We start from the raw sequence: 22,174 nt of genomic DNA on the forward strand, positions 1-22,174 counted from the left end.
AAATCTAACTAGAAGTAGATCATACCTATGATCTCATCAATGATCGTTCGATGCTTATGGGCATTGTCTACATAGTCCATATCCCCATCTTTATCTAGATCGATAAGCTCAAGATCCCCTTGACGGAACTCTCGATAAAGATCGGTTTTAGACAGCCCAAGCATGGTCTTGGTTAGGTTATTTGTGGGCTTGAACCAATATTTGAAACGTTTTTTAAGCAGAGCCATTGAGCTTGCGTCAATCTTGCCGCTGGTCTTGTCCTCACCTTCCAACGCTTCTTCGATTGTCTTTTGGTCATCCACACTAGAGGCTTTGCGCGGCGTGATTAATATGATCAATGAAGTTTCGGTGGTGGTGGTGGATTGCGAATTGAAAAGATATTGCAGGCCGGGCACCTTACCGAGAAACGGTACGGCACTTTCACTATCGGATTGATTGGAGGTGGTCCCCCCTCCCAACACCAGCGTTTCTCCGGGGAGAAGAAGCGCCGTGCTATCCACCTTGTTCTTCAGAGTTTCCATCTTCTGGGCATACTCTGCAGTCGCAGTAAATGATTCCACAAACTGATCAAACTCCACATTAGCAGTGATACGGACCCGTCCATCCGCTTGGGTTTCCGGCGTAACCTGCATCGTCAAGCCAACCTCTTTGTCGTAGGACCGCGCCGCTTCTCCTGTCCCCATATAGGTGAGCTCTGAGCCTAAAAAGAAAGAGGCCGTTTCACCGTCCAAAACCGACAACGATGGACGCGCCATAATTTTTGAAGTGCTATCTGCTACGTTGGCTAAATTCAGCGCATAATTCATCGAAGTTCCGCCACTTGTCGTAGCCAACTTTAATGTGGTTCCAACTACCGTTGTCAACGAATCTTTAATAGTAGAGGTAGCGGTTAGATACAAAGAACTCAACACATTGATCCCGTGGGAGTCTGACGCCGACTCAGACTCACGAATCACCACGACATCCACCACGATCATATCGGGCAAGGCCGGACCTTCTTCATTAGCCGCAACCGGCGCGCCGCCACCACTTCCCAGCTTGCCCAGGCCACCGGCGCTTTCACCGCCGTCGTCACCAAAAAAACCAACTTTCTTCAAGAACAGTTCGCCACCATCCAGGCGGGCATGGAATTGCCTCCACTGTTCAACTCGCTTTTCAATGATCTCGCGGCTAATGGAGCTACTCAATGCACCAAACCGCTTGACCTCAGCTAAAGCCTTCTTTTGCTCTCCAAGCGCAGCATAGGTGAGAGCTTTAGCTTGATGCACCAAAGCCGTATCACTAAATCCGCGAGGAATTGTCTCAAGCATGGCACGGGCGGCCTGGGGATCGTGCAGGTAATAGCTGGCCACAGCCAGGTCATACAGAATTCCAGGATGTTCCGGTTCCAACAGCAGGGCATTGGCCAGTAATGATCTGGCCTTGTCATACTCTTTATTTATCAAATGCCAGTGCCCAAGACGGAAAGAGGCCAACCAATGTGCTGGATTAAACTTCAAGGCGGTCTGATAACCGACGCTGGCCATCTCCAGGTATTCTTTTCCTTGGGTTTTAGCTAACAGCTCATAGGTGTAGCTGTTTAAAAAATGCAGATCCGCATTTTTAGCATCTCGGTCTAGCGCCAAATTGAAAAGATGGTGTGCATCATCCAACCGGCCTTCATTGAGCGCTATGAGACCCTCTGCTTGATAACGGCGGTGATCTTTACTCTCGGCAGGTGCCTGCGCCAATGCTTGATTGACTTTATCCATCAGCTCTGGCTGGCTAACCTTAATGCTGGGCTGGATGATTGGATCAATGGCGCCGTTTAATCCGCATCCGCTTAGTAGGGCACCAAATAATAACGCAATGGTGGCGTGCTTTCTCAAGCTTGGCATGATTTAAAACTCTGATCTATTAGGATTGTTTGAAAGGCACGATGCATTTGATTTACTTGGCCTTACCCGGTTCTAAAACCATATTAGTCCCCGGCACTTTGTACCCAACGGCTACCCACTTACCAATTTTTTCATCGAGCACCCAGGATCGGCCCGTGTTGGTATCGACCATCATGGTTCCATAAACGGCAAGTTTATGGCCGCCTTTGCCTTGTACCGAACGCTGTATGACAATGGCTTCATACCGGCCCGCATTGTCACTGGCGTATGTGTTTGGAGATAACGCGAAAAGCGTACTCGCTAACATAAAAGCGGTAACCGTTTTACGAATACTAAACATCTCTGTTCCCTTCAAAAAAACATACTCATTCATTCCAGGATGTAAGCTTACCAAATCAGAACAACGTGTGACTCAATCTCAGATTCTAACAACCAAAACAAGAGCATTCTATCCACTGCACCCCATAAATACTTACAAAAACTCTTGTTATGCATCAACTCAAATCACGCAAAATGAGACGTTCCTGCAAACTTTTGGCACAGACTCGCAACACCTATGTCTCCAAAGAGACCTTTGTGAGATGCTAGATATGTTTTTTGGCTAGGTTTTTTTATCCAACACAACCCATATTCATGTATATGCGAGAATTTCAAAAAGTTACTTTTTTGACCTTCCCCAGGATTAAGGACATTTATCCCGAGCTTCTAATGCCAGCAGGGGATGTTCAGATGAGGAAGCAGAGAAGGGCATTTACAGAAGCGTTCAAGGCTAAAGTGTTAGATCCTGATGGAAGGTGACATAATCGTCGTTCATGATATATAGATAATGGACAGAGATTGAGAGAGGACAGAAGAAACGGTGGCTCACTGCTACACAGAAGATCAACTATGTCCGGCGATACCTAGTCGAAAAGGCTGTTCTGTCGGACATTTTTGAAGAAGTCAGCATCCAGCCCAGTCAGTACGTATGGTTGGTAAAATGCACTGTTTGAGAATGGTAAAGCAGCCCAGGCCGATAAACGAGGCCAACAAGCCCGTGACCGTCAGGTTGCTGAAGGGTGACATTGAGGTGATCCTGCTCAGGATCAAGGAAGCCTACCCTGAAGCCAAGCCGCGTATTTTCTCAGACAAGGGCGCTCAGTTTGTAGCTAAGGACTTCAAGACCTTTATCCAGGACAATGGCATGACACATGTACGGACGTCCCCCTATTATCCTTAAGCATTAGCAAGTTGTAGCTGTTTTACGGCACGTTGAAGCGTGAATATATTCGTCCCCAGACGCCCCTATTTCTGCAAGATGCACAGCGAGGAGCGCCAGGATACATTGACCACGACAACACGCATTCGTTGCATAGCGCCACCGGTTAGATCACGCCAAGAGATCGTCTGGATGGACATCATGAAGAGATTTTGGCTGCACGTGAGTTAAAATGGGAAACGGGCTGAAAAGAACATAAATCCATGTGAAGACGATAGCTTTCCAGCCATCCATGAAATGGGATAAAGTCGGTCAGCGAATTGATACTTTGGATTTTAAGACTGTCATGTTTCCGCTTAAACCAGCACATATACAGGACTTTAAAAGATGCCTATCCAGAATACGATAGAGGCATTATTCGTATCGGAGTTAAGTTACCGATATGGCAAGAACCATGTCTTAGATCGTGTCACTTTCACGCGCCCCCAAGGTAGCGTCACGGCACTTGTTGGTCCTAACGGCGCTGGAAAAACGACCTTAATTCGACAGCTTTTGGGTCTTCTTCCACATCAAAAAGGAGAAATTGCCCATCATGGTTTATCACCACATCAACATAGATGCCAATTAAACGGCTCACTAGGCTATCAACCTGATCGTGGCGGATGCCACTTGGACATGACCATCCGGCAAAACCTATCCTACACGGCCAATTTGCATGGCCTCTCAGCGGATAAAGCTGAACAAGCCATTGCAGAAGGGTTAAATAAACTAGAGTTAGCGCGTAAAGCAGATATCGTAGTAAAGAATCTTTCCCGTGGATGGCGACAGAGAGTCGCTATCGTACAAGCTACCATACACCAACCTAGATTCATCGCCATGGATGAGCCCAGCAGCGGCTTAGACGCTGACGCCCGCGAACAGCTTGGTGACCTTATTGATCAACTTAAGAAACAAGGGACCTGCTTGATCGTCTCATCTCATATCCTATCTGAGATGGACAGATACGCCACCCATCTCCTTGTGCTCGATCAAGGGAAAGTTTTAGAAGATCAAACACTCCAAGCAGTCACTTCCGATCTATCCTCGATCCGCCTGATTTTTGATCTACTACCTGGAGAAACGCATAAATCTAAAATGGCAAACCTGTTAGAAAACAGCCCAGACTGCGATGAAATTTCCATGGAACAAGTGCATACCGTTAGTTGCCTCTATTCGGGGACGCTTAAAGATCGAAATATGTTCTTAAGATACTTATTTGAACACAATGCACCCATTATAGCTGTAAGAGAAAAATCACCCTCCCTCCTTGACACTTATCAGAAACATATCCGCAATGAAAGCAAAAAGATATGGTAATGTCTGAATGGAAAAAGCATCAGCTACGCGGCCTCTCCATACGCGCCCTTAGCATAGATTTGGGTTCTGTATTTATTGTTCTTTCCTTTAGCTTTATTCTAGACGATTTTTCTTTTTCATTCATCTCTTCCCAAGCAGCGTTTTATCTCTATTTGATATTAATATTATTGCGTGGTACGCGCCTGATCAGCCAATCACTTACAGAAGAGTTTCAACTCGCAACCTGGGATATATTACGCCTGTCACAAACCAAAGCTCATCAAGTTGTCATAGGTAAACTATTTGGTATTACTATAAGTAACTGGGCAGGCGGACTTCTATGCATCGGGGTCTATGCTGTCGTTGAGTCAGAGTGGCAAACACCAAGCTACCTTTTCTACAGCATAGCGCTTCTTCTATCTGCTGGCCTGATATGTCATGTGGTCACTTTTTGGGTTCAGATCCTGTTTTTGAACCGTCAACAGGGAGATAGCGGTTCCTTTGGGCTCTGGTCTCAAATGGGCGCGCAAATCATAGGTATCCTATTTTCTTTCCCTGCTTTGAGTTATATAGATAATCGCGTGGACTGGACCGCGATGCTGGACCAAACCTTATGGTATGGCCATATTTTACCCACAAGGATATTTACTTTTTACCTCACTATCACCATTGCTTTTATAGGTTTAATTAGCACCACTATTGTACTCCGTCGTATTTTGGGGCGCCCTACAGGCATCTGGCTTTGGTTGTTCTTTTTAGCAATGCTGGTCGTTTTCATCCATGGTTTCGAAACAATGCCCTATAGTCTGGAGTATTTGGGAACCATTCTTTTGGGGGGCAATAGCTCTGCCCATATTACACTTTCGGTTTTGGCGCTTCTTTTTTATCTGATGTTGGCCACGGAACCGAAACAAGCTTTACACTGGATTCGATCCGACGCTTGGTATAAGTGGGGAGACGGCTTACCCCGTTATTTAGTAACATACGTCGTGATGCTAACAGGGTGGTTTGTAACAAGGGCGCTGGAATTAATTCCTGATCATAACCAATTATTTTTCTTACTTATTGCATCCTATTGCCTAAGGGATATGTTGGCAATGAGCCTGCTTAATCACATGATCCCCTCACGTAAGCATGACGGTCAAATTATCTTAATATTGGCCTTTTTCTATATCACTGCCCCCATCGTATTGGGGAGTTTTTCCTTAGAATTTTTAATCGCCTATGTTTCACCATTTGCCCCCTCTTCGGTGGGCCCACATCTATTTGTCGCTTTACAAATTGTTGCCCTGCTCTATTACCGATATCGCACTGGGACTAAGCTAAAAGCTTTGAAAAATGCGGCCTGATGGATTAGCCAAGCTAATAGGACTATAACCCAAATAAACAACGTCTATGTTGAAGTCACAACTATTTTCTTCCCACTGAGTTATGCTGTTTGGATGAAAAGTTGAGCTTTTTGACAACTTGGACAAACGACCGGGCACAGAGCTCCCCTTTGGTACGAGCTGGATCAGGGTGGTCACCCATTCAGGTGAACGGTGTCATGCTCACCAACAGCCATGATCTCTACTCGCTCACCCCGTGGACGTATAGAAAGCACTCTGGCCAACAGACTCCACTGAGTTGTGGTGCCAAAAGCGATGTGTGTACGCTCAGCTTCAGCCCCAACAGTCAGTGAAAAATCCAGCTCAGAAACAATGACCTGATTGGACTTCATTCCATGTTGGGCAGGCCATGGACCGCTGACAGAACCGTCCTGATTTCTGATGGCAACCACATGATCTACCCCCTCTCCCCACTCCAAAGGCTCTGTCAGGGTGAGTCGATTATCTTCCACGGATACGACCTCAGCTGACTGCCCCCACTCCGGAACATCGTGGGTGATGGCAATAAGATCCCCATAGGTGGGGATGAGACCTTCCATCTCTGTTTGGAAAGTGATGATGCGCCTTCGATACCGGTTGGCTGCTGCCATGTAGCCCCCTTCCCTCTGGGCATGGGCTTGGTTCGTGCAACGGTATTCCCCCCATTTTAGGGGCATTCAAAAGTAGAGTTAAGCAGCCATAGCCAGTTTCTGGTTAGGCGTTATACCACCAATAGCCATATTCGGTCGTTCATGATTGTAGCTCCATAACCATGAAGTCGCCATCTCTTGAACCTCTCTGATTGACGTGAACAGGTAACCGAGCCAGCCAGCGGTTGGTGGCTCTGGCCACATCCAGCTATTTCGGCAAACGGGCCTGGGGCACCATGATGAACATCACTACGGTGGTGATACCACTTTTCAGCCTTCCTGATTTGGTGTAGCTACCGCCTTTTGCCCGCCTCCCTACCCGACCGGTTTTGGCGCTGATGCGCACCCCATCCACCACCAGTAGTGACGGCTTTCCCTTTCGGTAGACAAACCGAAGAGGTCCATACCTGCCTTCGGGGAAATTGCCTGGGTGTACCCGTTTACCATCGGTGCCCCGCTTTGGGGCAGCAGGGGTAGGAATGGCCAGCCAAAGGCCATCCTTCCCCTTGATCACTGCACCACGATCAAAGGTACGCATGATCTTGGGTGCCTTGGACCAAACCAGAGAAGCGGCATTGGTACCCTGGTTGGGGTAGGTCCGATTCCGCCAGCTTCGGGAGAGACGAACCCCCAACCCAGCAGCAACCACCTGCTGACGCAGTTCCGTTTTCAAACCCTGGCCCGCTTCTTTGGTGCCAGTCGTCACAGAGTGTTTGATACGCAGAAGATCCTGTTCCATGTCCTGACGGATGGATCCAATGATGGTGGTCGCAAGGCGCATGTTCAGGCCGGGTAGCAGTCCAAGGTCCAGACCAACCGATCCCGATCAGCCATGGGTTCTCCCTGAACGATATAAGTCACACCGTTCACCTCTACTTGATCATCAGGCTGGGGATTGGCTACTTCAGAGGTTCGAACCTCAAACAGTGAGGTTTCAGCATGGATACCCAATCCTTCAACACTGCCAACTCCATGGGGCGATTGACTCTCAATATGCTGCTCTCCTTCGCCCAGTATGAGCGGGAGGTCACGGCAGAGCGGATTCGTGATAAATACGCCGCCTCCCGCAAACGAGGTATCTGGATGGGTGGCCATCCCCCACTGGGCTACGATGAAAAAGAACGCAAGCTGGCGGTAAATCCAAAAGAGGCTGGGCAGGTTCGTCAGATCTTTAAACGCTTCACCCAGATCGGTTCTGCGACGCTTCTGATCAAAGAGTTAACCGAAAAGGGCATCGTCTCAAAGATTCGCCAGTTATCCGATGGACGGATCAAAGGTGGAAAGCCCATCGATAAAGGCACCCTCTACAAGATTCTAAACAACCGGGTCTATCTGGGGGAGGTGGCTTTCCGGGGAGAGGTCTACCCCGGTGAACATGCCCCCATTATTGAACAGGATCTGTGGGACAAGGTACAGAGCATCCTGAAAAAGAATAAGCGCTCTCGCAGCAACAACAGTCGCAACCAGAGCCCCGCTCCCTTGAAGGGCATCATTCGTTGTGGTCATTGCAATCGCGCCATGCGGCCTACCCACACCCGCAAGAATGGGGTCCAGTACCGATACTACCTCTGCATGACCGCTTCCAAAAATAGCCATGCCGATTGCCCTTTGGCTTCTGTTTCCGCCCCCCAGGTTGATGAGGGGGTATTCAAGAGGGTTCGCCAGATCATTCAAACACCGGAGATTATCACCCGAGTCTGGCGACAGGCTGCGCACACAGATCCTGACATCCAAGAACAAGATGTCACCATGGCGTTGAAAAAGATCAACCCCATCTGGGATGAGCTTTTTCCCATCGAGCAGAACCGCCTGCTCAGCCTGTTGGTGGAAAATGTCATTCTTACCACTACATCCATGGAGGTGAGGGTCCGTGTCGACGGGATTACCAGTTTGGTGGCGGAACTATCCCCAACACCCCAAACTTAGGAGGCCATTCAATGAAGGGTAAGCTGAGCCAAGACCACAAAACCATCATTTTTAAAATCCCCATGCGCTTTCATCGTCAGGGCGGTAAACGCATGGTAATCCTGCCAGAGCATGAGCAAGCGCGCCAGGAGATGACTAATCCCTCCGAGGATCCCATGCTCAACGCCCTTACAAAGGCCCAGAAATGGCAGAAGATGCTGGATAAGAGCGAAACCATGACCATTGCCCAACTTGCTGAACGTGAGGGTGTGGAACGCTCTATGATGGCACGGGTCCTACGCCTTACCATCCTGGCCCCAGATATTATCGAAGCGATTCTGGATGGGCGTGTACCAGAGACATTCAGCTTGGAGAGTCTGCGTGAAAGCATTCCGCTACTCTGGTCAGAGCAGAGGGAAAAGTGGGGATTCACAAGCCACCTTTGAATCTCATTCCTACCCGCTTAACCCAATGTCACGATCCCCTGGACGGAATCATTAAGTCCTATTGCCGTGGAGCAGCGTGATTTCTATTTCTACCACTTATTTAAAAGTGTAACCCCAGCTTTTACAGCACGATGGGGCGTTGTCGCCTGTATTTTGGAACCCCGCATACGCAGCGATTATTCCAGCCAAGCTAATAGCCAAGCGTACAAATAAATTACTGTAGCCCAGAATATGAAAGACACGATTCCCGAAAATACTCCACCGTAACTACTGAATGTGATTTCAAAGAATGTGGCAATTGATGGCGCTTTATGAATCATGATGTACAAAAGGCCATCGCCAGGAAAAAAATAGAGCCACTTACACCAAGCCAAAACCAAAGCAAGAAGTCACTAATTGTAGATGATCCGCTAAGGTTAACACCTGACTCAAAGATCCATGGCCTGTGGTCTTGCATTCGCACAATCTCCTATTTCTGTCTAAACTCTGCCACGACCTATACAATCCGACGCTCTTCAAGTGACACACAACGAGTCACAATCATGACCAAACTATCCTCCAAAATCCACCTTAATGCTACTCCTAAGACGCCGTTGACTCCTGACCTGGATGCGATCTAGTTTCCTGCTTTTGGGCTCACCTACCCTAGCCCACTGAAGGAACGATCGCAAAGTATCTACAAGCACAGCGCGGCCTTGTAGCTGCTTGTGTTTTCAGGACCATAGACTAGCAGCTACAAGCGCATCCTCCCCGAGGAGGCGCGCACCCACGACAACGCCCCATCGCCCTCTCAATCACATATAACGACGCACAACCGCCACTATCCAAGCCCCTTGAGCAACCCGCCTATCAGCCCTCACCGCCCCCCTCCCCTCAAGATCAGCCTACCAGGATGCTGTGGGCGTGGTGTTGGGTGTTGGGTGCGATGTGTCGAGATTAGATTAGGGCCTCATTGGGTGTCTACCTATGATATCCCGCCACCTTGTGCGAATTGGCCTCTCAAGGCAATATTGCTTTTTCAATCGCTTAATAAGAGGCACAAACCATGGCCCCCACAACACCACCCCACCCTGACGTTGTTGATCACACAAAGCGCCGTCAACTGGAAGATCGTATGGATGTTTGGAATGACTGGCTGAATGGGAATGACCGTCACTCTTTGAAGAATCAGCTCCTAAACTTATTTTTGAATGATGCCATTTTCCGGGCGTTGAATAATGGCCGCCGGATGTGTAAAGAGCATGAAGATGATGGGGGGCCGTTTGTGGCCACTGACGGCACATTAGGCCGTTTCATCAATCAGGGATATATCACCATGCAGGTGGCAGCTATCCGGCGATTGGTGGAGCAACCGTCCGATCGTGAAGAAAGGCAGCCCATTTCCATCAGAAGATTAATCAAGGACATCAAGGCACACCGAGAGTTATTCACACGGGAATGCTTCATCGCCTACCACGACGCGCCATATGATTACGAACATTCAGAAGCCCAAATGTATCTGGAAACACTTGAATCCCGCCAAGCAGGAGAAGACCCAAAATTCAAAGGGTTGGAAACACGCGGGTCTGACGCCTGGGGCACATGCATAAAGCTACATGAATTATTTGATAAGATCTCCCGCACCAACCCTAACAAGCGGGAGCGAACCGACACCATCCACGACAAGATCTTCACCAAGCTTGATAAATCCCTTATCTTTCATGAAATCAATGAGATGGTTCTCTATGCAGACAAGTTTGTTGCCCACGCAGCAGACACCACATCACGTGAATTTGTCGATGCGGACAAATTACAGGTGACTTTAAACAAGATACGGGAATGCCAGAAGCGAATCCTTCGGGTTACTCAAGCTGTATCATCTGAACTGCTATGGCTCGGTAAGCAATCACCACTTCCCGAACCAGACCCCCACCCCTTTGAGAACTGGGGGCAGCAATGGCTTCCAGCCCACGCCCCCGAGGATCTGCAAAGATTTTGGCAGGAACATATAGCGGCGGTACGAGAAATCCCCGACCTAGAGATCTAGCTAGGAACGGAAAAAGCCCCAGGACGGCCCCCTGGGGCTTTTTGCTTATAGACGAACATGGTCTGTTGTTCAGTGGGTGGTCACCTCTGCGACTGGCTCCGCCGTAATCGCCACACCTACCAAAACGGACACATCGTCACCATCTGCACTCACCAAAGGTCCGGGCTTGGCTATACGTTGGATGCTGCATATGGTAGACAGAGAGCGAAGGGGCCTTTTCCCGGAAAGTCTCTTCGAATGAAGAAAGTCCATCTCTCTGTTTTTGGATGGTTTTCACGAGGTCGCCTGTCATTTCTACCAGCTTTTGGTTGTACGAAGGAAACTTCAAACCCTACAATATCAGTATTTCCTGTAAAACATTGTTTCAGTGCGAAAATTTGCGAGAGGTCGGCGTGCGAGGTCGGCTGATCGCCGACCTCACGTTTTTGAGAGAAACGGCTTTTTGAGAGAGATTCGGCAGAAATTGAGAGGACCCGACCTCGGATCAGAGAGAAGACTACCCAGCGGGACATACCCGTAACCCTTGGAATCATTGCCAAATTCCAGGCACAAAAAAACCGGCCTAAGAGCCGGTTTTTCGCCAGAGAGTCTTCTCTGAAAGTATCTTGGTGGAGCGAAAGCTACTGGAATCAGAAATTCTGAGAATTTTGGGGAGAGAGTTCGATCCCCTGTTGATAGGGGAACACCAACTCAGCATGGTGATATCAGTACTACCTGGTTTCGCCATTATAATGAATCTCGCCCACACCAGGGAAAGGATATTGGCAACAATGTTCTCCAGGTCGATTTCAAACCTGCCCGCGATGGTCCCATTAAATGCAAAGAAAAGCTTGATGGCATCATCAAATCCTACTATCGGGAGACAGCATAAAGCCCATTACTACCGCGCACCAAAGAGAGCATCATAGGCTTGCATTGTAAGCTAAAAGCAGTGTGCACACATTTTGGCATCCCTCAGGTACTTTCTATCGACCATTTATGGCCAATACCTGCTGCGTAGAAGCATGACCAACCCTGAAAAAGGCCACCGCTTGGGTCAGGGTGGTTGATTGTGCGTTGAGTTGTTCGGCTGTCGCTGCCATCTGCTCGGCGGCGCCTGCGTTGGCCTGGATAACCTGATCCAACTGCTGAATGGCACCGTTGACCTGGGATGCCCCCTGATTCTGTTCGGCAGAGGCGCTGGCGATGCCGTCAATCATCTGTGCCGTTTGTTGAATATCCGGTACCAGAGTATTGATGATCTTACCCGCCTGTTCCGCCACTTCGGTGCTGGAGGCAGATAAGGTGCTGATCTCCCCGGCGGCTAGCTGACTGCGCTCAGCCAACTTGCGAACCTCGGCGGCCACCACCGCAAAACCTTTACCGTGTTCACCGGCCCTGGCTGCTTCGATGGCAGCGTTTAGGGCCAGCAGATTGGTCTGGCGGGCGATCTCTTCAATAATGGAGATCTTTTCGGCGATCTGTTTCATCGCTTCTACCGATGCATCCACCGATTCACCACCCTGAGCACCATGCTTGGCCGCTTTTTGGGCGATTTGACGGGTGTTCTGCGCACTGTCCATATTTTGCTGGATGTTGGCCGCCATCTGCTCCATAGCGGCGGAGGTCTGCTCAATACTGGCAGCCTGTTCAGACGCCCCTTCCGAAAGGCGCTGGGCCGAACTGGTCAGTTCATGGCTACCGTTGGAGACATTTTGTGCTGCGTGTTGCACCTCATTGACCACACTTTTCAACTTATCTGCCATGCTACCGATGCCGTTGAGCAACTGTCCCAACTCATCACCCCGGTCCAGTGTGTGCTCAATGGTCAAATCCCCATCAGCCATGGCCAGCAGATCCTCACGGCATCGCTGTAACGGCGCATTGATATGGCGTGTCATCACATAACCCAACAAAGTGGCCAGAAGGACCCCCATGATAACGCCCATAAGAATTTCTGAACTGGCGGAGGCGGTGGTTTGGCGGGCCTGCTGGGTATTGTTGTCAATAAGGCTTCGCACTTCCCGTTCAATGCCGGTTAGGGTCTCTTTCATCTGTTCGCCGATGCCGTCAGCCTCTTTGTCTAATACCCCCAATTGAGCTTCAGATTGCCTGTTCTGCTGATGCAGTGACATGAGTTTTTTTGCACTTCCTTGAAAAGCACCATTATGGAAGCTATCCATCTGCTCCACCATGGGGCGAAGTTCAGGAAGGTCCACCGCAGCAATCGTGCCCTCTATGGTTTTGGCACCGTTAAGCAAAGCATCAATCCAGATATCAAACTCGGCGATGGTGGCATCATACTCCTTGATCAAGCCTGCAGTGGCGTCCACTTCCAGATCCTGCGCCATCTCTTCAACTCGAATACGGGTCAGCGCCAGGGTTGTTTTGATCTCCATGGCCATATCAGCCCAGGTGATCTCCTTGTCCATGATCGACTCGGCTGTACGCCCAGCCGCCAGTTGTGTGTCGATATGCTCTTTGACCTTAACCTCAAAATTTTCGGTAAGATCAAAGATTTGATCAAAACTTTGTTCAAACTGTTCCATGGCTTGCTTGACATCGGCGGCGATACGGTACTGCTGTAACTTCATGTCGCGGATTTTCACCAGTCGAGGCTGAAATTCCTTGTTATGAAACTGATCCGCTTGTGCCACCACACGACGAAGTGTGGCGTTATCGGTGGCATAGATGGTGCCTTTGGGCGTTTTTGCCCCCTTTAAAATAGCGTCGGCGTAGGTATCAAAAGTGGCAACGGCGGATTCATGTTCCTGCCACATTTCGTTCAGTTCCGCCTCATCCCCCGCTTCTAGAAACTCCATGATCAACTGCATGTCGTGCTGAACAGTGAGTTTCATTTCAAGGGCGGCGGAAATCAGCGGGGAGGTAGTGACAATCTCTTCAGTTTTTTGATTGATCTGGCCAATGTTGAGATAGCCGACCATGCCTACAATGAGCATGATGATGGCAATAATGAAGAAAGAAAGGCTCAGTTTAATACCAATCTTCAGATCCTGAAGCTTCATCTACATGCTCCTTAAACGGGGCGTTTTGTTAAAATTCGTTACAGAAAACGAACAGTTAGGCAAATATTACCATTTGTTTCAAAGCATGAAAATATTTTTCTGTGCGATTAGTACATTCGATACAAGGCGCCTTTCCAGGCTTAAAAGGCACTCAACACTCTTTGCATATGTCTGCACATCTGCCATTGTCATTCATGGCTAGATTGTAAACTTAAATTATCTTGCCAGTTTTTTGAAATGCTCTACTACTTTATCTCAATGGACAAGCTGCATCCTTGCAAATCAATGTCGAGAAAACAGTTGTAACTTACCACCCGTTGTAAAAGTCACAACATCATAGCGGTCTGCTGGTTCTCCTGGTACTTCCATCCCTGGTGACCCAACAGGCATGCCTGGAGCTGCGATCCCCCTTACATCAGGCTTTTCCTTCACCAAACGGAGGATATCTTCAACGGGGACGTGACCTTCAATCACATAATCTCCCATCTGGGCGGTATGACAGGAAGCCGCATGGTCGGGTACACCCAAACGGTTTTTTACGGTATCCATATCATCCACATTCTCAACCTCAACACGAAATCCATTCTCCTCCAAGTAATCGATCCAGGCTCCACAGCAACTACAAGAGGGAGACTTGTAGACCACCATTTCTGCAGCAACTACTGGCTCTTTCATGAGCATGAACCAACTGACCACACTGACAATGGTAACGGCTAACAGAGATATCGCCCATTTTCCCATACCATGCCCCATTCCGGTTGAGGTGACCTCTGCTTTGTCATTTTTAGCCTGACGTTTTTTTGAACTTTTTCTACCCATAGTTCCAACTCCCAAGCAAAAGATTCACAACACGGTGTTATGCGGATTAGCGATAACCACCACCCTTAGACTTAAAGTGACCACCGCCATATTTCACATGGCATAGCGTACACTGATTGAACAACTCCCCAAAACGGGTGACTTCTGCTTTGGTATCTAGCCGAGCGGCTGCTTTCATCACACGCAAAGCATACTGATCCATTGCATTATCCAAAGCATGAAATCCTTTTGGCAGTTGGCGCTTCAATGTACTCTGATCCGCTGCTGAGAGCTCCTTCTTTAACAAGGAGTCGTTGGTCAATGCCTGGGCATGTTTGACCACCTCAGCATGCTCCAATGACAAGATCGCATCCAATAGCTCTTCCATCACTTCATGGCGTCGATCCATCTCCTTTTTAACCCTCTTTTTCAAATGACCGGGCAGCCCATGAACAGGTGCGATATTCTCCATACCCTTTATGGCCTCACCATGCTTCTCCGTACCATGTGCATGGGCCTCATTAATGGAACTGCCGAGCCATACTACTGCCATGGCCAGGATTATAATCCAACTGCGTAGAGTTTGCATTTTACCCACCCCTTATTCAGTTATTTCTGTCTGAAAAAGCCATGACTTAAGCCCGACCAACAAAGTTTAGACTCGGTTTTGCTTCCCAAGCTTCAACCAAGTCCAACTTTGCTGTCAAATTCCTGCTTAGTGTGCAACAGACATCTTGATAATACGGAATTGATTATCACGCCCCTTTTTAACCGTGAACATCACCTTATCTCCCGCTTTGAACTTACCCAGCTTTACCCGTTTGGTAACAGGAAGATCCATGGTCATCTTGGGCCAGCCAAGGGCTTGAATGGGATCATGGGTCAGGTTCACTTTACTATTGGCAACATCCACGGTGTGAAGCACACCTTTGGTCATGCCTTGGCTTTTAGCGCTCTCCATGGCGTTACCACCATGTTCGGCCATGGCGTGACCGGCATGATCTCCTGCCGCATGGGCACTATAAGGAGCCAAGAAAAGCAGTGACATCACGGATAGAGTCATAAAGTTCTTACGCATCTGTTGTATCTCCAAGGTTAGGACTGAGCAGGTAATGGACTTGCCTCAGCCTTATGTTTGGGGAGGTAACGTGCCTCCCAGATATAGTAGATAACGGGGATAACGATCAACGTCATCACCGTGGTGCTCACCATGCCGCCTACCATGGGCAGAGCAATACGTCGCATGACGTCGGAACCGGGACCATCAGTAAAGAAGATGGGGAGCAAACCGGCGATAATCACCGAAACGGTCATCAGTTTAGGCCGCACCCGCATGGCTGCACCGGCCATGATGGCCGCCAGCAGCTCCACTCGATCTTTGGGCCTGTCGTAACGAACCTGTTGATCGATATAGAGCAGCATAACCACAGCGGTCTCAACGGCAATACCACCCAGGGCGATAAATCCCACAGCAACAGCCACGGACATATTGTATCCCGCCAGGTAGACCGCCCACAGTCCACCAACCAGACCGAAGGGTAACGAGGTCATAACCATCACCGTACGGTCGGTGCGACCAAAGTGGATCATCAACAACACGAGAATAATGGCCACTGCAGAGGGAATTGCAATTTTCAAACGTTCACCTGCCTCGATCATCTGCTCATACTGACCGGACCAGGAGATGGCATAACCAGGTGGTAAAGAGACACTTTTGGCCACATGGGCCTGAGCTTCCTGCACATAGCGCCCAATATCCCGCCCTGCGATATCCACAAACACCCAGCCAGTCAGGCGAGCATCCTCGGACTTGATCATGGGAGGGCCTTCTTCAAAGTGAATCGTTGCCAGTTCACCCAGTGGAATATGTTGTCCCATGGGAGTAGGCACCAGAATGTTAAGAAGATCCTGCTCCGATTCTCGGAACGGACGATCATAGCGCATCATAATGTTGTAGCGCTCACGCCCTTGAATACTCTCCGCAATTTTCATCCCCCCCAAGGCAGTCTGGATAATGGATTGAAACGCACCCAGGTCGATATTCCGGCGGGCCAACTCATCCCGATTGGGGGAGATAACCAGATACTTGCCACCACTGACCCGATCCGCAAAAGCGCTACGGGTACCATCTACATCCTTAACGGCCGCTTCCACATCTAGGGCAATGCGCCCAATCTCTTCCAGGTTCTGCCCGGAGATTTTGATGCCCACAGGGGTGCGGATACCGGTTGAGATCATATCCATGCGGATCTTAATGGGATAGCCCCAACTATTAACCAGACCAGGCAGCTTACTACGTTTATCCAGCTCTTTGATCAGACCATCCACATCCAGTCCAGGACGCCACTGCTCCTTGGGTTTAAGTTTAATCCAGCTCTCAATCATGGAGATGGGTGCTGGATCGGTGGCAGTATCAGCCCTGCCCACTTTACCAAACACACGATCCACTTCCGGCACGGTCTTGATCAAGCGATTGGTTTGAGCCAGCACCTCCTTGGCCTTAGCGATAGAGACACCAGGCAGCGTTGTGGGCATGTAGAGGAGTTCTCCTTCATAAAGGGCTGGCATGAACTCAGACCCCAGTTTGGTCAGGGGAACGGCCAGACTGGCCAATCCGGCACAAGCGATGAGAATGGTGAGCCAACGCAGTTTCATACTGGTCCATAAAATTGGCTTGTAGAGCGCTACGAACAATCGGTTCAGCGGATTACTCTCCTCGCGCAGAATGCGTCCACGAATCAGCCACATCATGAGTATAGGCACGATGGTTACCGATAGGATGGAGGCAAAGGCCATGGCATAGGTTTTGGTATAGGCCAGGGGTGAGAAGAGCCGGTAGCTCTCACCAGTCAGAGCAAAAACCGGCAGGAATGAAACCGTAATGATCAACAGACTAAAAAATAGCCCCGGCCCCACCTCTTTGGCAGACTCCAATAGCGCTTCCACTCTCACTTTATTAGGACGGGGAGGAGGAATTTCACTCAGCTTTCGATGAGCATTTTCCACCATCACAATGGAAGCATCCACCATGGCCCCAATGGCAATGGCGATTCCTCCCAGTGACATGATATTGGCTGTAATCCCTTGGGAAGCCATGACGATAAAGGCCCCCAACACACCCAGTGGAAGGGTGATGATAGCCACAAAGGCAGAACGCACATGCAATAGGAAGATCAGGCAGACAAGGGCCACCACCAGCCCCTCTTCAACCAGTTTATGGTTGAGATAGTCCACTGCGCCCTGAATGAGGGGAGCCCGATCATAAACCGTTTTGATCTCCACTCCTTCGGGTAGGCCGGGGCGAAGCTGCTCAATCTTCTGCTTAATGGCCTTGATCACATTCAGGGCGTTTTCGCCGGAGCGCATCACCACAATGCCCCCCACGACCTCCCCCTCGCCATTCAACTCCACCACACCACGGCGTAGCTCTGGACCAGCCACCACACGGGCCACATCGGTGAGGAGAACCGGCTTTCCATCCTTGGCAGTCACCACGACCTTTTCAAGATCCTCCAACGAGCTGACATAGCCCCGCGATCGGATCATTAACTCCGTCTCAGCCTGCTCCAGAACCCGTCCACCCACTTCAATGGAAGCGGCTTTCACCGCCTGGCGAACACGGTTGATCGGAATATTGTAGGCACGTAGACGATTGGGATCGATGAGTACCTGATATTCTCGAACAAAGCCCCCCACCGAGGCCACTTCGGAAACGCCAGGCACTGTAGCCAGCTCAAATTTCAGGAACCAGTCCTGCAGGGATCTCAGATCCGACAGATCACGCTTACCACTTTTGTCCACCAGAGCGTATTGATAGACCCACCCTACCCCAGTGGCATCGGGGCCCATGGTGGGGGTAGCGCTGGCGGGTAGGCTTTTGCTAGCGGTTCCCAACGCTTCGGCCACCCGGCTACGGGCCCAGTACATATCCACACCATCTTGAAAAATGACATAGACAAAGCTGGTCCCAAACATGGAGTAACCACGCACCGCCTCCGTTTTTGGCAAACCAAGCAGTGTGGTGGAGAGTGGATAGGTAACCAGATCTTCCACAATCTGTGGTGCCTGCCCCGGATACTCAGTTCGAATGATCACCTGGGTATCCGAAAGATCGGGAATGGCATCCAGTGGCGTGCGCTGTAAGGCCAATAAACCCGCCACCGCTAAACCAATTGTAAAGATCACAACAATGAGTTGGTTTTCAACCGACCACTGGATCAATTTGGCAATAAAGGATTGGGTAGGATCATGTCCCAAATTTAACTCGGTATCAGGATCAGTGGACATGTGTCCCTCCTGTTACCACAGGCTGTTGCTGCTTAGCATCCCCGTCCTTAGCCTTAAGCTTGGGAAAGGGGATCTGATGGCTTGGAGCATCACCGAAAGGGTTAAAAGCATCACTGCCCAATTGAATCCAACGGCGCTCATGGGTATCGCTCTCCATGAACAGATGGACCCCTTTTTCCTGGTAATAGCGGGATTGACCTTTGAGGATCCATGGCTGTAACGCCTTGGTCAGATCGCTTAATGCCTGATGGAGGTCTTCATCCGTTCGGGCTTTCTGGGCACGTCCAATGGCAGAGGCTGACTCATCCAGAATTTTACCCAGTTTGGTCTGACCAAAGCGCTTCCAAAGCAGATCACGGATATCTCGGGCAGGTTGCAACTGTTTGCTATCAAGATCATAGCCATCCGCCATCGCTTCATGCATGTAGAGGGCTGCATCCACCAGATGATCCACCATGGCCATCTGCCCCTTGTCCAAACTCAACGCATGCAGAGGTGTTTTCAGACGTTGAAGTTTCTGGAAGGATTCTCGCAAAGCGCTCTCAGAATCAATGAGAAACTGACCGGAAAGAACAATCTCATCCTCTGCGTCCAAACCTTCAAGAATTTCAGTATAGCCGCCACTTGAAAGCCCTGTTTTTACCGCCTGAGGCTGAAAACGCCCCTCGCCAAGACTAACCACCACATGAAAGCCTTCTGGGTCACGTAACAAGGCTCCATTGGGCAGAGCGAGACGGCGGATGGCACCTACCTCAAACACCACATCAGCGTAGGCACCAGGACGCAGTTCCCCCTCACGGTTATCCAATTTCAACCGGATGATACCGGTTCGACTGGCCGCATCAATGGTAGGATGAATGTAATCGATCTGGGAGTTGATCTCCCGGCCCGGCAGGTTGGGGAGCATAATGCGGACTGGAGTCTGTTTGGTGATAAAACCCAGATCTTTTTCCGCTACACTGGCATTGATCCAGACTGAGTCATAGTTCTGAACTTTGGCAATGAGCATGCCGGGTTTGACATAAGAGCCCTGACGAACCTCCAGCTTACTAAGGGTACCGCTACTTTCAGCGTAGAAAGGTACCTTTTCCACCACCTTTTTGCTCTTCTCCAGTTGGCGTATGAAGCGCTTGGCCACACCCAGAGAGTAAAGGCGCTGGGCTGCCGATTTCATACGACCGTTACCACCACGCGTTATGGCATTGATGTAATCCCGCTGGGCTGCCACCAGTTCAGGGCTGAACAGTTTGTAAAGTACCGCACCTTTTCGTATGTCATCCCCAACAGCAGTCACATGGAGTTTTTCAATCCAACCCGATATGCGACTGGAAACCACAGTTTGTGCCCGATCATTCTCCATGACCATACCAAAGGCACGGATACGCCGACCAAACTCGGTCTGTTGCGGATACCCAAAACGAATACCGCTATTTTGTATCGTTTCCGGTGAGATGGTTACAACGGCCCGCTCTTCGGCATCCTGGCCTTGAAGTGCGCCGACTCCGGCTCCACTCTCCATGGGCACCAGATCCATACCACAAATGGGGCATGTGCCCATCTCATCGGCAATGTAATGGGGATGCATGGGGCAGGTAAATTTGGTTCCCCCCTCCTCCGCCCATGCCAACATAGGCACCCAGAGCAGAAGAAATAGAAACGTCATCACGCGATGTCTGTTTTTTGTAATGTTCATGGGGTGATAAACTCCTTGTACAAACTATTGGCCCTGGCTGCGGCAACTACTGATTTGGAGTGCTGTTTGGCCTGTTCAATTTTTAGTGCTGAACGTTGAATGGAGGGACGAATCACCGCCTCAAGATCCATTTCACCGGCCTCATACCGACGACGCATGGCCGTCTCCAGATCCATTAGCTCTCCATCCCGCCTTTTGAGAGCCTCTATCATCCGCTGTGACGTCTGGTAGCCAGCCAAAGCCTCATCAAATAGGGCACGTGAGGTGCGCCAGGCATCGTCCTTGGCCATGCGTGCTGCAGCCAATGCCCTTTTGGCCCCTTTTAGTTTTGGACGCTGATTCTGCTCGGCCCAAAGAGGTACCGTGATGGTCGCTTTCAGAGAGTACCAATCATCTCCTTCAAAAGGACCATCGTTATCCCTTTGCTGCCAAACCGCACTGATACCATAGTCGGGGTTGAATGCGGCTTTGCGTGCTTTGACCTTGCTCTGAGCAATGGCAATAGCCTGCTGGGCTTTTAAAACTTCTAATGGAATTCTCTCTTGAACCCACGGGGCGAGAGTAAGCTGCGGCGGTTTAAGATCACTGTCCTGCTGCACCAACCGCTGTAAAGTAGCCCCCCAACGACTGGCCTGACCTTGAAGGGCAATACGTTTTTCCTGCAGTTGGGCTCGTTGCACATCGAGCCCTTCCACCTTGCCGTAGACTGCTCGACCGGACTCCATCTCACCCTTGAGCCAGTGCTCCAGTTCATCGAGTTTGACAAACTGCTCATCCAAAGCCTTCAAAGAACGACGAATACGCTGTTTTTGAGCAAGGGCAACAATGAGTTTCTGCTTTAAACCGGCCCAGATTGTCCAAAGCTCAACCTGTTTCAACTGAGCCTGGGCCAAACCGGTCTGTTGGCGGGCTTCTCGCCCTGAAAAGTTGGGAAAGCGCTGGGTGACACCGATACTTTTGTTGCTGGGAAGAAAACGGTCGAAACGGGTGGGTGTGGAAACCGGAACATTGTTTACCCCCAGCGTGATACCAGGGTTGGGCAAACCCAATTGACCCTGCGCGGTGTAACGCACGCCCTGCACCTGCTCTTGGATAGCCTGCACAGCCGGGTGGTCTTTCAACTGTGACTGTAAACGTTGGAATGGATTATCCTCACTGGCTGAAACCGGTGTGACCAACATGCCAACCACTCCCATCAGGAACATGATGGTGAACTGTTTTTGGGATCTGGGCTGAGTATTGTTAAATAAATTCATCATGAGCCTCTGAACCGACACTGTTCATCATTTAAAGGTTTTTTCAACCGACACTGGCCTTGCGGTGATCTTCTGATTGTGCGGGGGCAAACGGTGTTTGGATTACGGGTGAATATGGGAAAAAAGCGGGGCCCATCTTTGCCGTGCATGGGCCCAGCCAATAGATGCAGGCTTGGGCTGAGAGGGGGAAGACTCTCCCTGCATCAAAATTTCAATCGCTATTAACTGGTTCAAATAATCTCATTTACCTTATTGTTTTCATAATATTTTGTTGTAAGAAATCCTTAAGCCAACAGAGCTGTAAATTACAGTTCAGTCTCTATTTTTCCAC

General features: G+C 49.7%; 18 protein-coding genes and 1 pseudogene. 5 read left to right on the forward strand and 14 right to left on the reverse strand.

Translation table 11 applies throughout. The annotated features are described in order from the left end of the window. Positions 1-8 precede the first annotated feature (8 nt). The 3 genes from V5T57_RS00050 to V5T57_RS00060 form a co-directional block, all read right to left on the reverse strand. Complete coding sequence (locus tag V5T57_RS00050) at positions 9-1,877, reverse strand: secretin GspD/PilQ domain-containing protein (RefSeq protein ID WP_332889099.1); 1,869 nt, start codon at positions 1,875-1,877, stop codon at positions 9-11. A gap of 52 nt (positions 1,878-1,929) precedes the next feature. Continuing rightward, the gene (locus V5T57_RS00055) at positions 1,930-2,217 is read right to left on the reverse strand and encodes a hypothetical protein (RefSeq protein WP_332889100.1); all 288 of its coding nucleotides are present in this window, start codon (positions 2,215-2,217) and stop codon (positions 1,930-1,932) included. A 602-nt stretch (positions 2,218-2,819) separates the two neighbouring features. Beyond that, positions 2,820-2,942 carry a hypothetical protein gene (locus V5T57_RS00060; protein WP_332889101.1) on the reverse strand — a complete coding sequence of 41 codons (123 nt, stop codon included), beginning with the start codon at positions 2,940-2,942 and terminating at the stop codon, positions 2,820-2,822. A 520-nt stretch (positions 2,943-3,462) separates the two neighbouring features. Between V5T57_RS00060 and V5T57_RS00065 the strand changes: the two genes are divergently transcribed. Together V5T57_RS00065 and V5T57_RS00070 are read left to right on the forward strand one after the other, a co-directional pair. After that, complete coding sequence (locus tag V5T57_RS00065) at positions 3,463-4,431, forward strand: ABC transporter ATP-binding protein (protein ID WP_332889102.1); 969 nt, start codon at positions 3,463-3,465, stop codon at positions 4,429-4,431. Continuing rightward, complete coding sequence (locus V5T57_RS00070; protein WP_332889103.1) at positions 4,431-5,759, forward strand: hypothetical protein; 1,329 nt, start codon at positions 4,431-4,433, stop codon at positions 5,757-5,759. Before V5T57_RS00065 ends, V5T57_RS00070 begins: the two co-directional genes overlap by 1 nt. Before the next feature lie 173 nt (positions 5,760-5,932). Here V5T57_RS00070 and V5T57_RS00075 read toward each other — a convergent pair whose 3' ends face one another. From V5T57_RS00075 to V5T57_RS00090, 4 genes and pseudogenes are all read right to left on the reverse strand, one after another. Beyond that, positions 5,933-6,454: a host specificity factor TipJ family phage tail protein gene (locus V5T57_RS00075; protein ID WP_332889104.1), complete on the reverse strand. Its 522-nt coding sequence runs from the start codon at positions 6,452-6,454 to the stop codon at positions 5,933-5,935. Between the two features lie 12 nt (positions 6,455-6,466). Then, a pseudogene (locus tag V5T57_RS00080) lies at positions 6,467-6,604 on the reverse strand (integrase core domain-containing protein); the annotation flags it as partial. Between the two features lie 31 nt (positions 6,605-6,635). Further along, entirely contained in the window at positions 6,636-7,208 is a 573-nt protein-coding gene (locus tag V5T57_RS00085) for a DUF6441 family protein (protein WP_332889105.1), read from the reverse strand. Between the two features lie 2 nt (positions 7,209-7,210). After that, entirely contained in the window at positions 7,211-7,378 is a 168-nt protein-coding gene (locus V5T57_RS00090) for a head-tail joining protein (protein WP_332889106.1), read from the reverse strand. Here V5T57_RS00090 and V5T57_RS00095 point away from each other — a divergent pair. From V5T57_RS00095 to V5T57_RS00105, 3 genes are all read left to right on the forward strand, one after another. Then, positions 7,367-8,353, forward strand: coding sequence for a recombinase family protein (locus tag V5T57_RS00095; RefSeq protein ID WP_332889107.1), 987 nt, complete (start codon positions 7,367-7,369; stop codon positions 8,351-8,353). The two genes, V5T57_RS00090 and V5T57_RS00095, sit on opposite strands and share 12 nt — an antisense overlap. Before the next feature lie 11 nt (positions 8,354-8,364). Further along, a complete protein-coding gene (locus V5T57_RS00100; protein WP_332889108.1) occupies positions 8,365-8,778 on the forward strand; it encodes a ParB-like helix-turn-helix domain-containing protein in 414 nt (137 codons plus the stop codon). 1,045 nt (positions 8,779-9,823) lie between these two features. Then, complete coding sequence (locus V5T57_RS00105; RefSeq protein WP_332889109.1) at positions 9,824-10,804, forward strand: hypothetical protein; 981 nt, start codon at positions 9,824-9,826, stop codon at positions 10,802-10,804. 965 nt (positions 10,805-11,769) lie between these two features. Here V5T57_RS00105 and V5T57_RS00110 read toward each other — a convergent pair. The 7 genes from V5T57_RS00110 to V5T57_RS00140 all read right to left on the reverse strand — a co-directional run bounded on the left by V5T57_RS00110 (position 11,770) and on the right by V5T57_RS00140 (position 21,768). Continuing rightward, positions 11,770-13,809, reverse strand: coding sequence for a HAMP domain-containing methyl-accepting chemotaxis protein (locus V5T57_RS00110; protein ID WP_332889110.1), 2,040 nt, complete (start codon positions 13,807-13,809; stop codon positions 11,770-11,772). Positions 13,810-14,091: 282 nt separating this feature from the next. Then, positions 14,092-14,628 carry a DUF411 domain-containing protein gene (locus V5T57_RS00115; protein ID WP_332889111.1) on the reverse strand — a complete coding sequence of 179 codons (537 nt, stop codon included), beginning with the start codon at positions 14,626-14,628 and terminating at the stop codon, positions 14,092-14,094. Between the two features lie 46 nt (positions 14,629-14,674). Next, complete coding sequence (locus V5T57_RS00120; RefSeq protein WP_332889112.1) at positions 14,675-15,196, reverse strand: hypothetical protein; 522 nt, start codon at positions 15,194-15,196, stop codon at positions 14,675-14,677. Between the two features lie 126 nt (positions 15,197-15,322). Next, positions 15,323-15,685 (reverse strand): copper-binding protein, encoded by a 363-nt coding sequence (locus tag V5T57_RS00125; RefSeq protein ID WP_332889113.1) that lies wholly within the window; start codon positions 15,683-15,685, stop codon positions 15,323-15,325. Positions 15,686-15,702: 17 nt separating this feature from the next. After that, positions 15,703-18,894, reverse strand: a complete 3,192-nt coding sequence (locus V5T57_RS00130) for an efflux RND transporter permease subunit (protein ID WP_332889114.1) — start codon at positions 18,892-18,894, stop codon at positions 15,703-15,705. Next, positions 18,884-20,587 (reverse strand): efflux RND transporter periplasmic adaptor subunit, encoded by a 1,704-nt coding sequence (locus V5T57_RS00135; RefSeq protein WP_332889115.1) that lies wholly within the window; start codon positions 20,585-20,587, stop codon positions 18,884-18,886. The genes V5T57_RS00130 and V5T57_RS00135 overlap by 11 nt, the downstream gene beginning before the upstream one ends. Then, positions 20,584-21,768 (reverse strand): TolC family protein, encoded by a 1,185-nt coding sequence (locus tag V5T57_RS00140; protein ID WP_332889116.1) that lies wholly within the window; start codon positions 21,766-21,768, stop codon positions 20,584-20,586. The genes V5T57_RS00135 and V5T57_RS00140 overlap by 4 nt, the downstream gene beginning before the upstream one ends. Between the last annotated feature and the right edge of the window lie 406 nt (positions 21,769-22,174).

Origin of the sequence: Magnetococcus sp. PR-3 (assembly GCF_036689865.1) — a bacterium.
Taxonomy (GTDB): domain Bacteria; phylum Pseudomonadota; class Magnetococcia; order Magnetococcales; family Magnetococcaceae; genus Magnetococcus.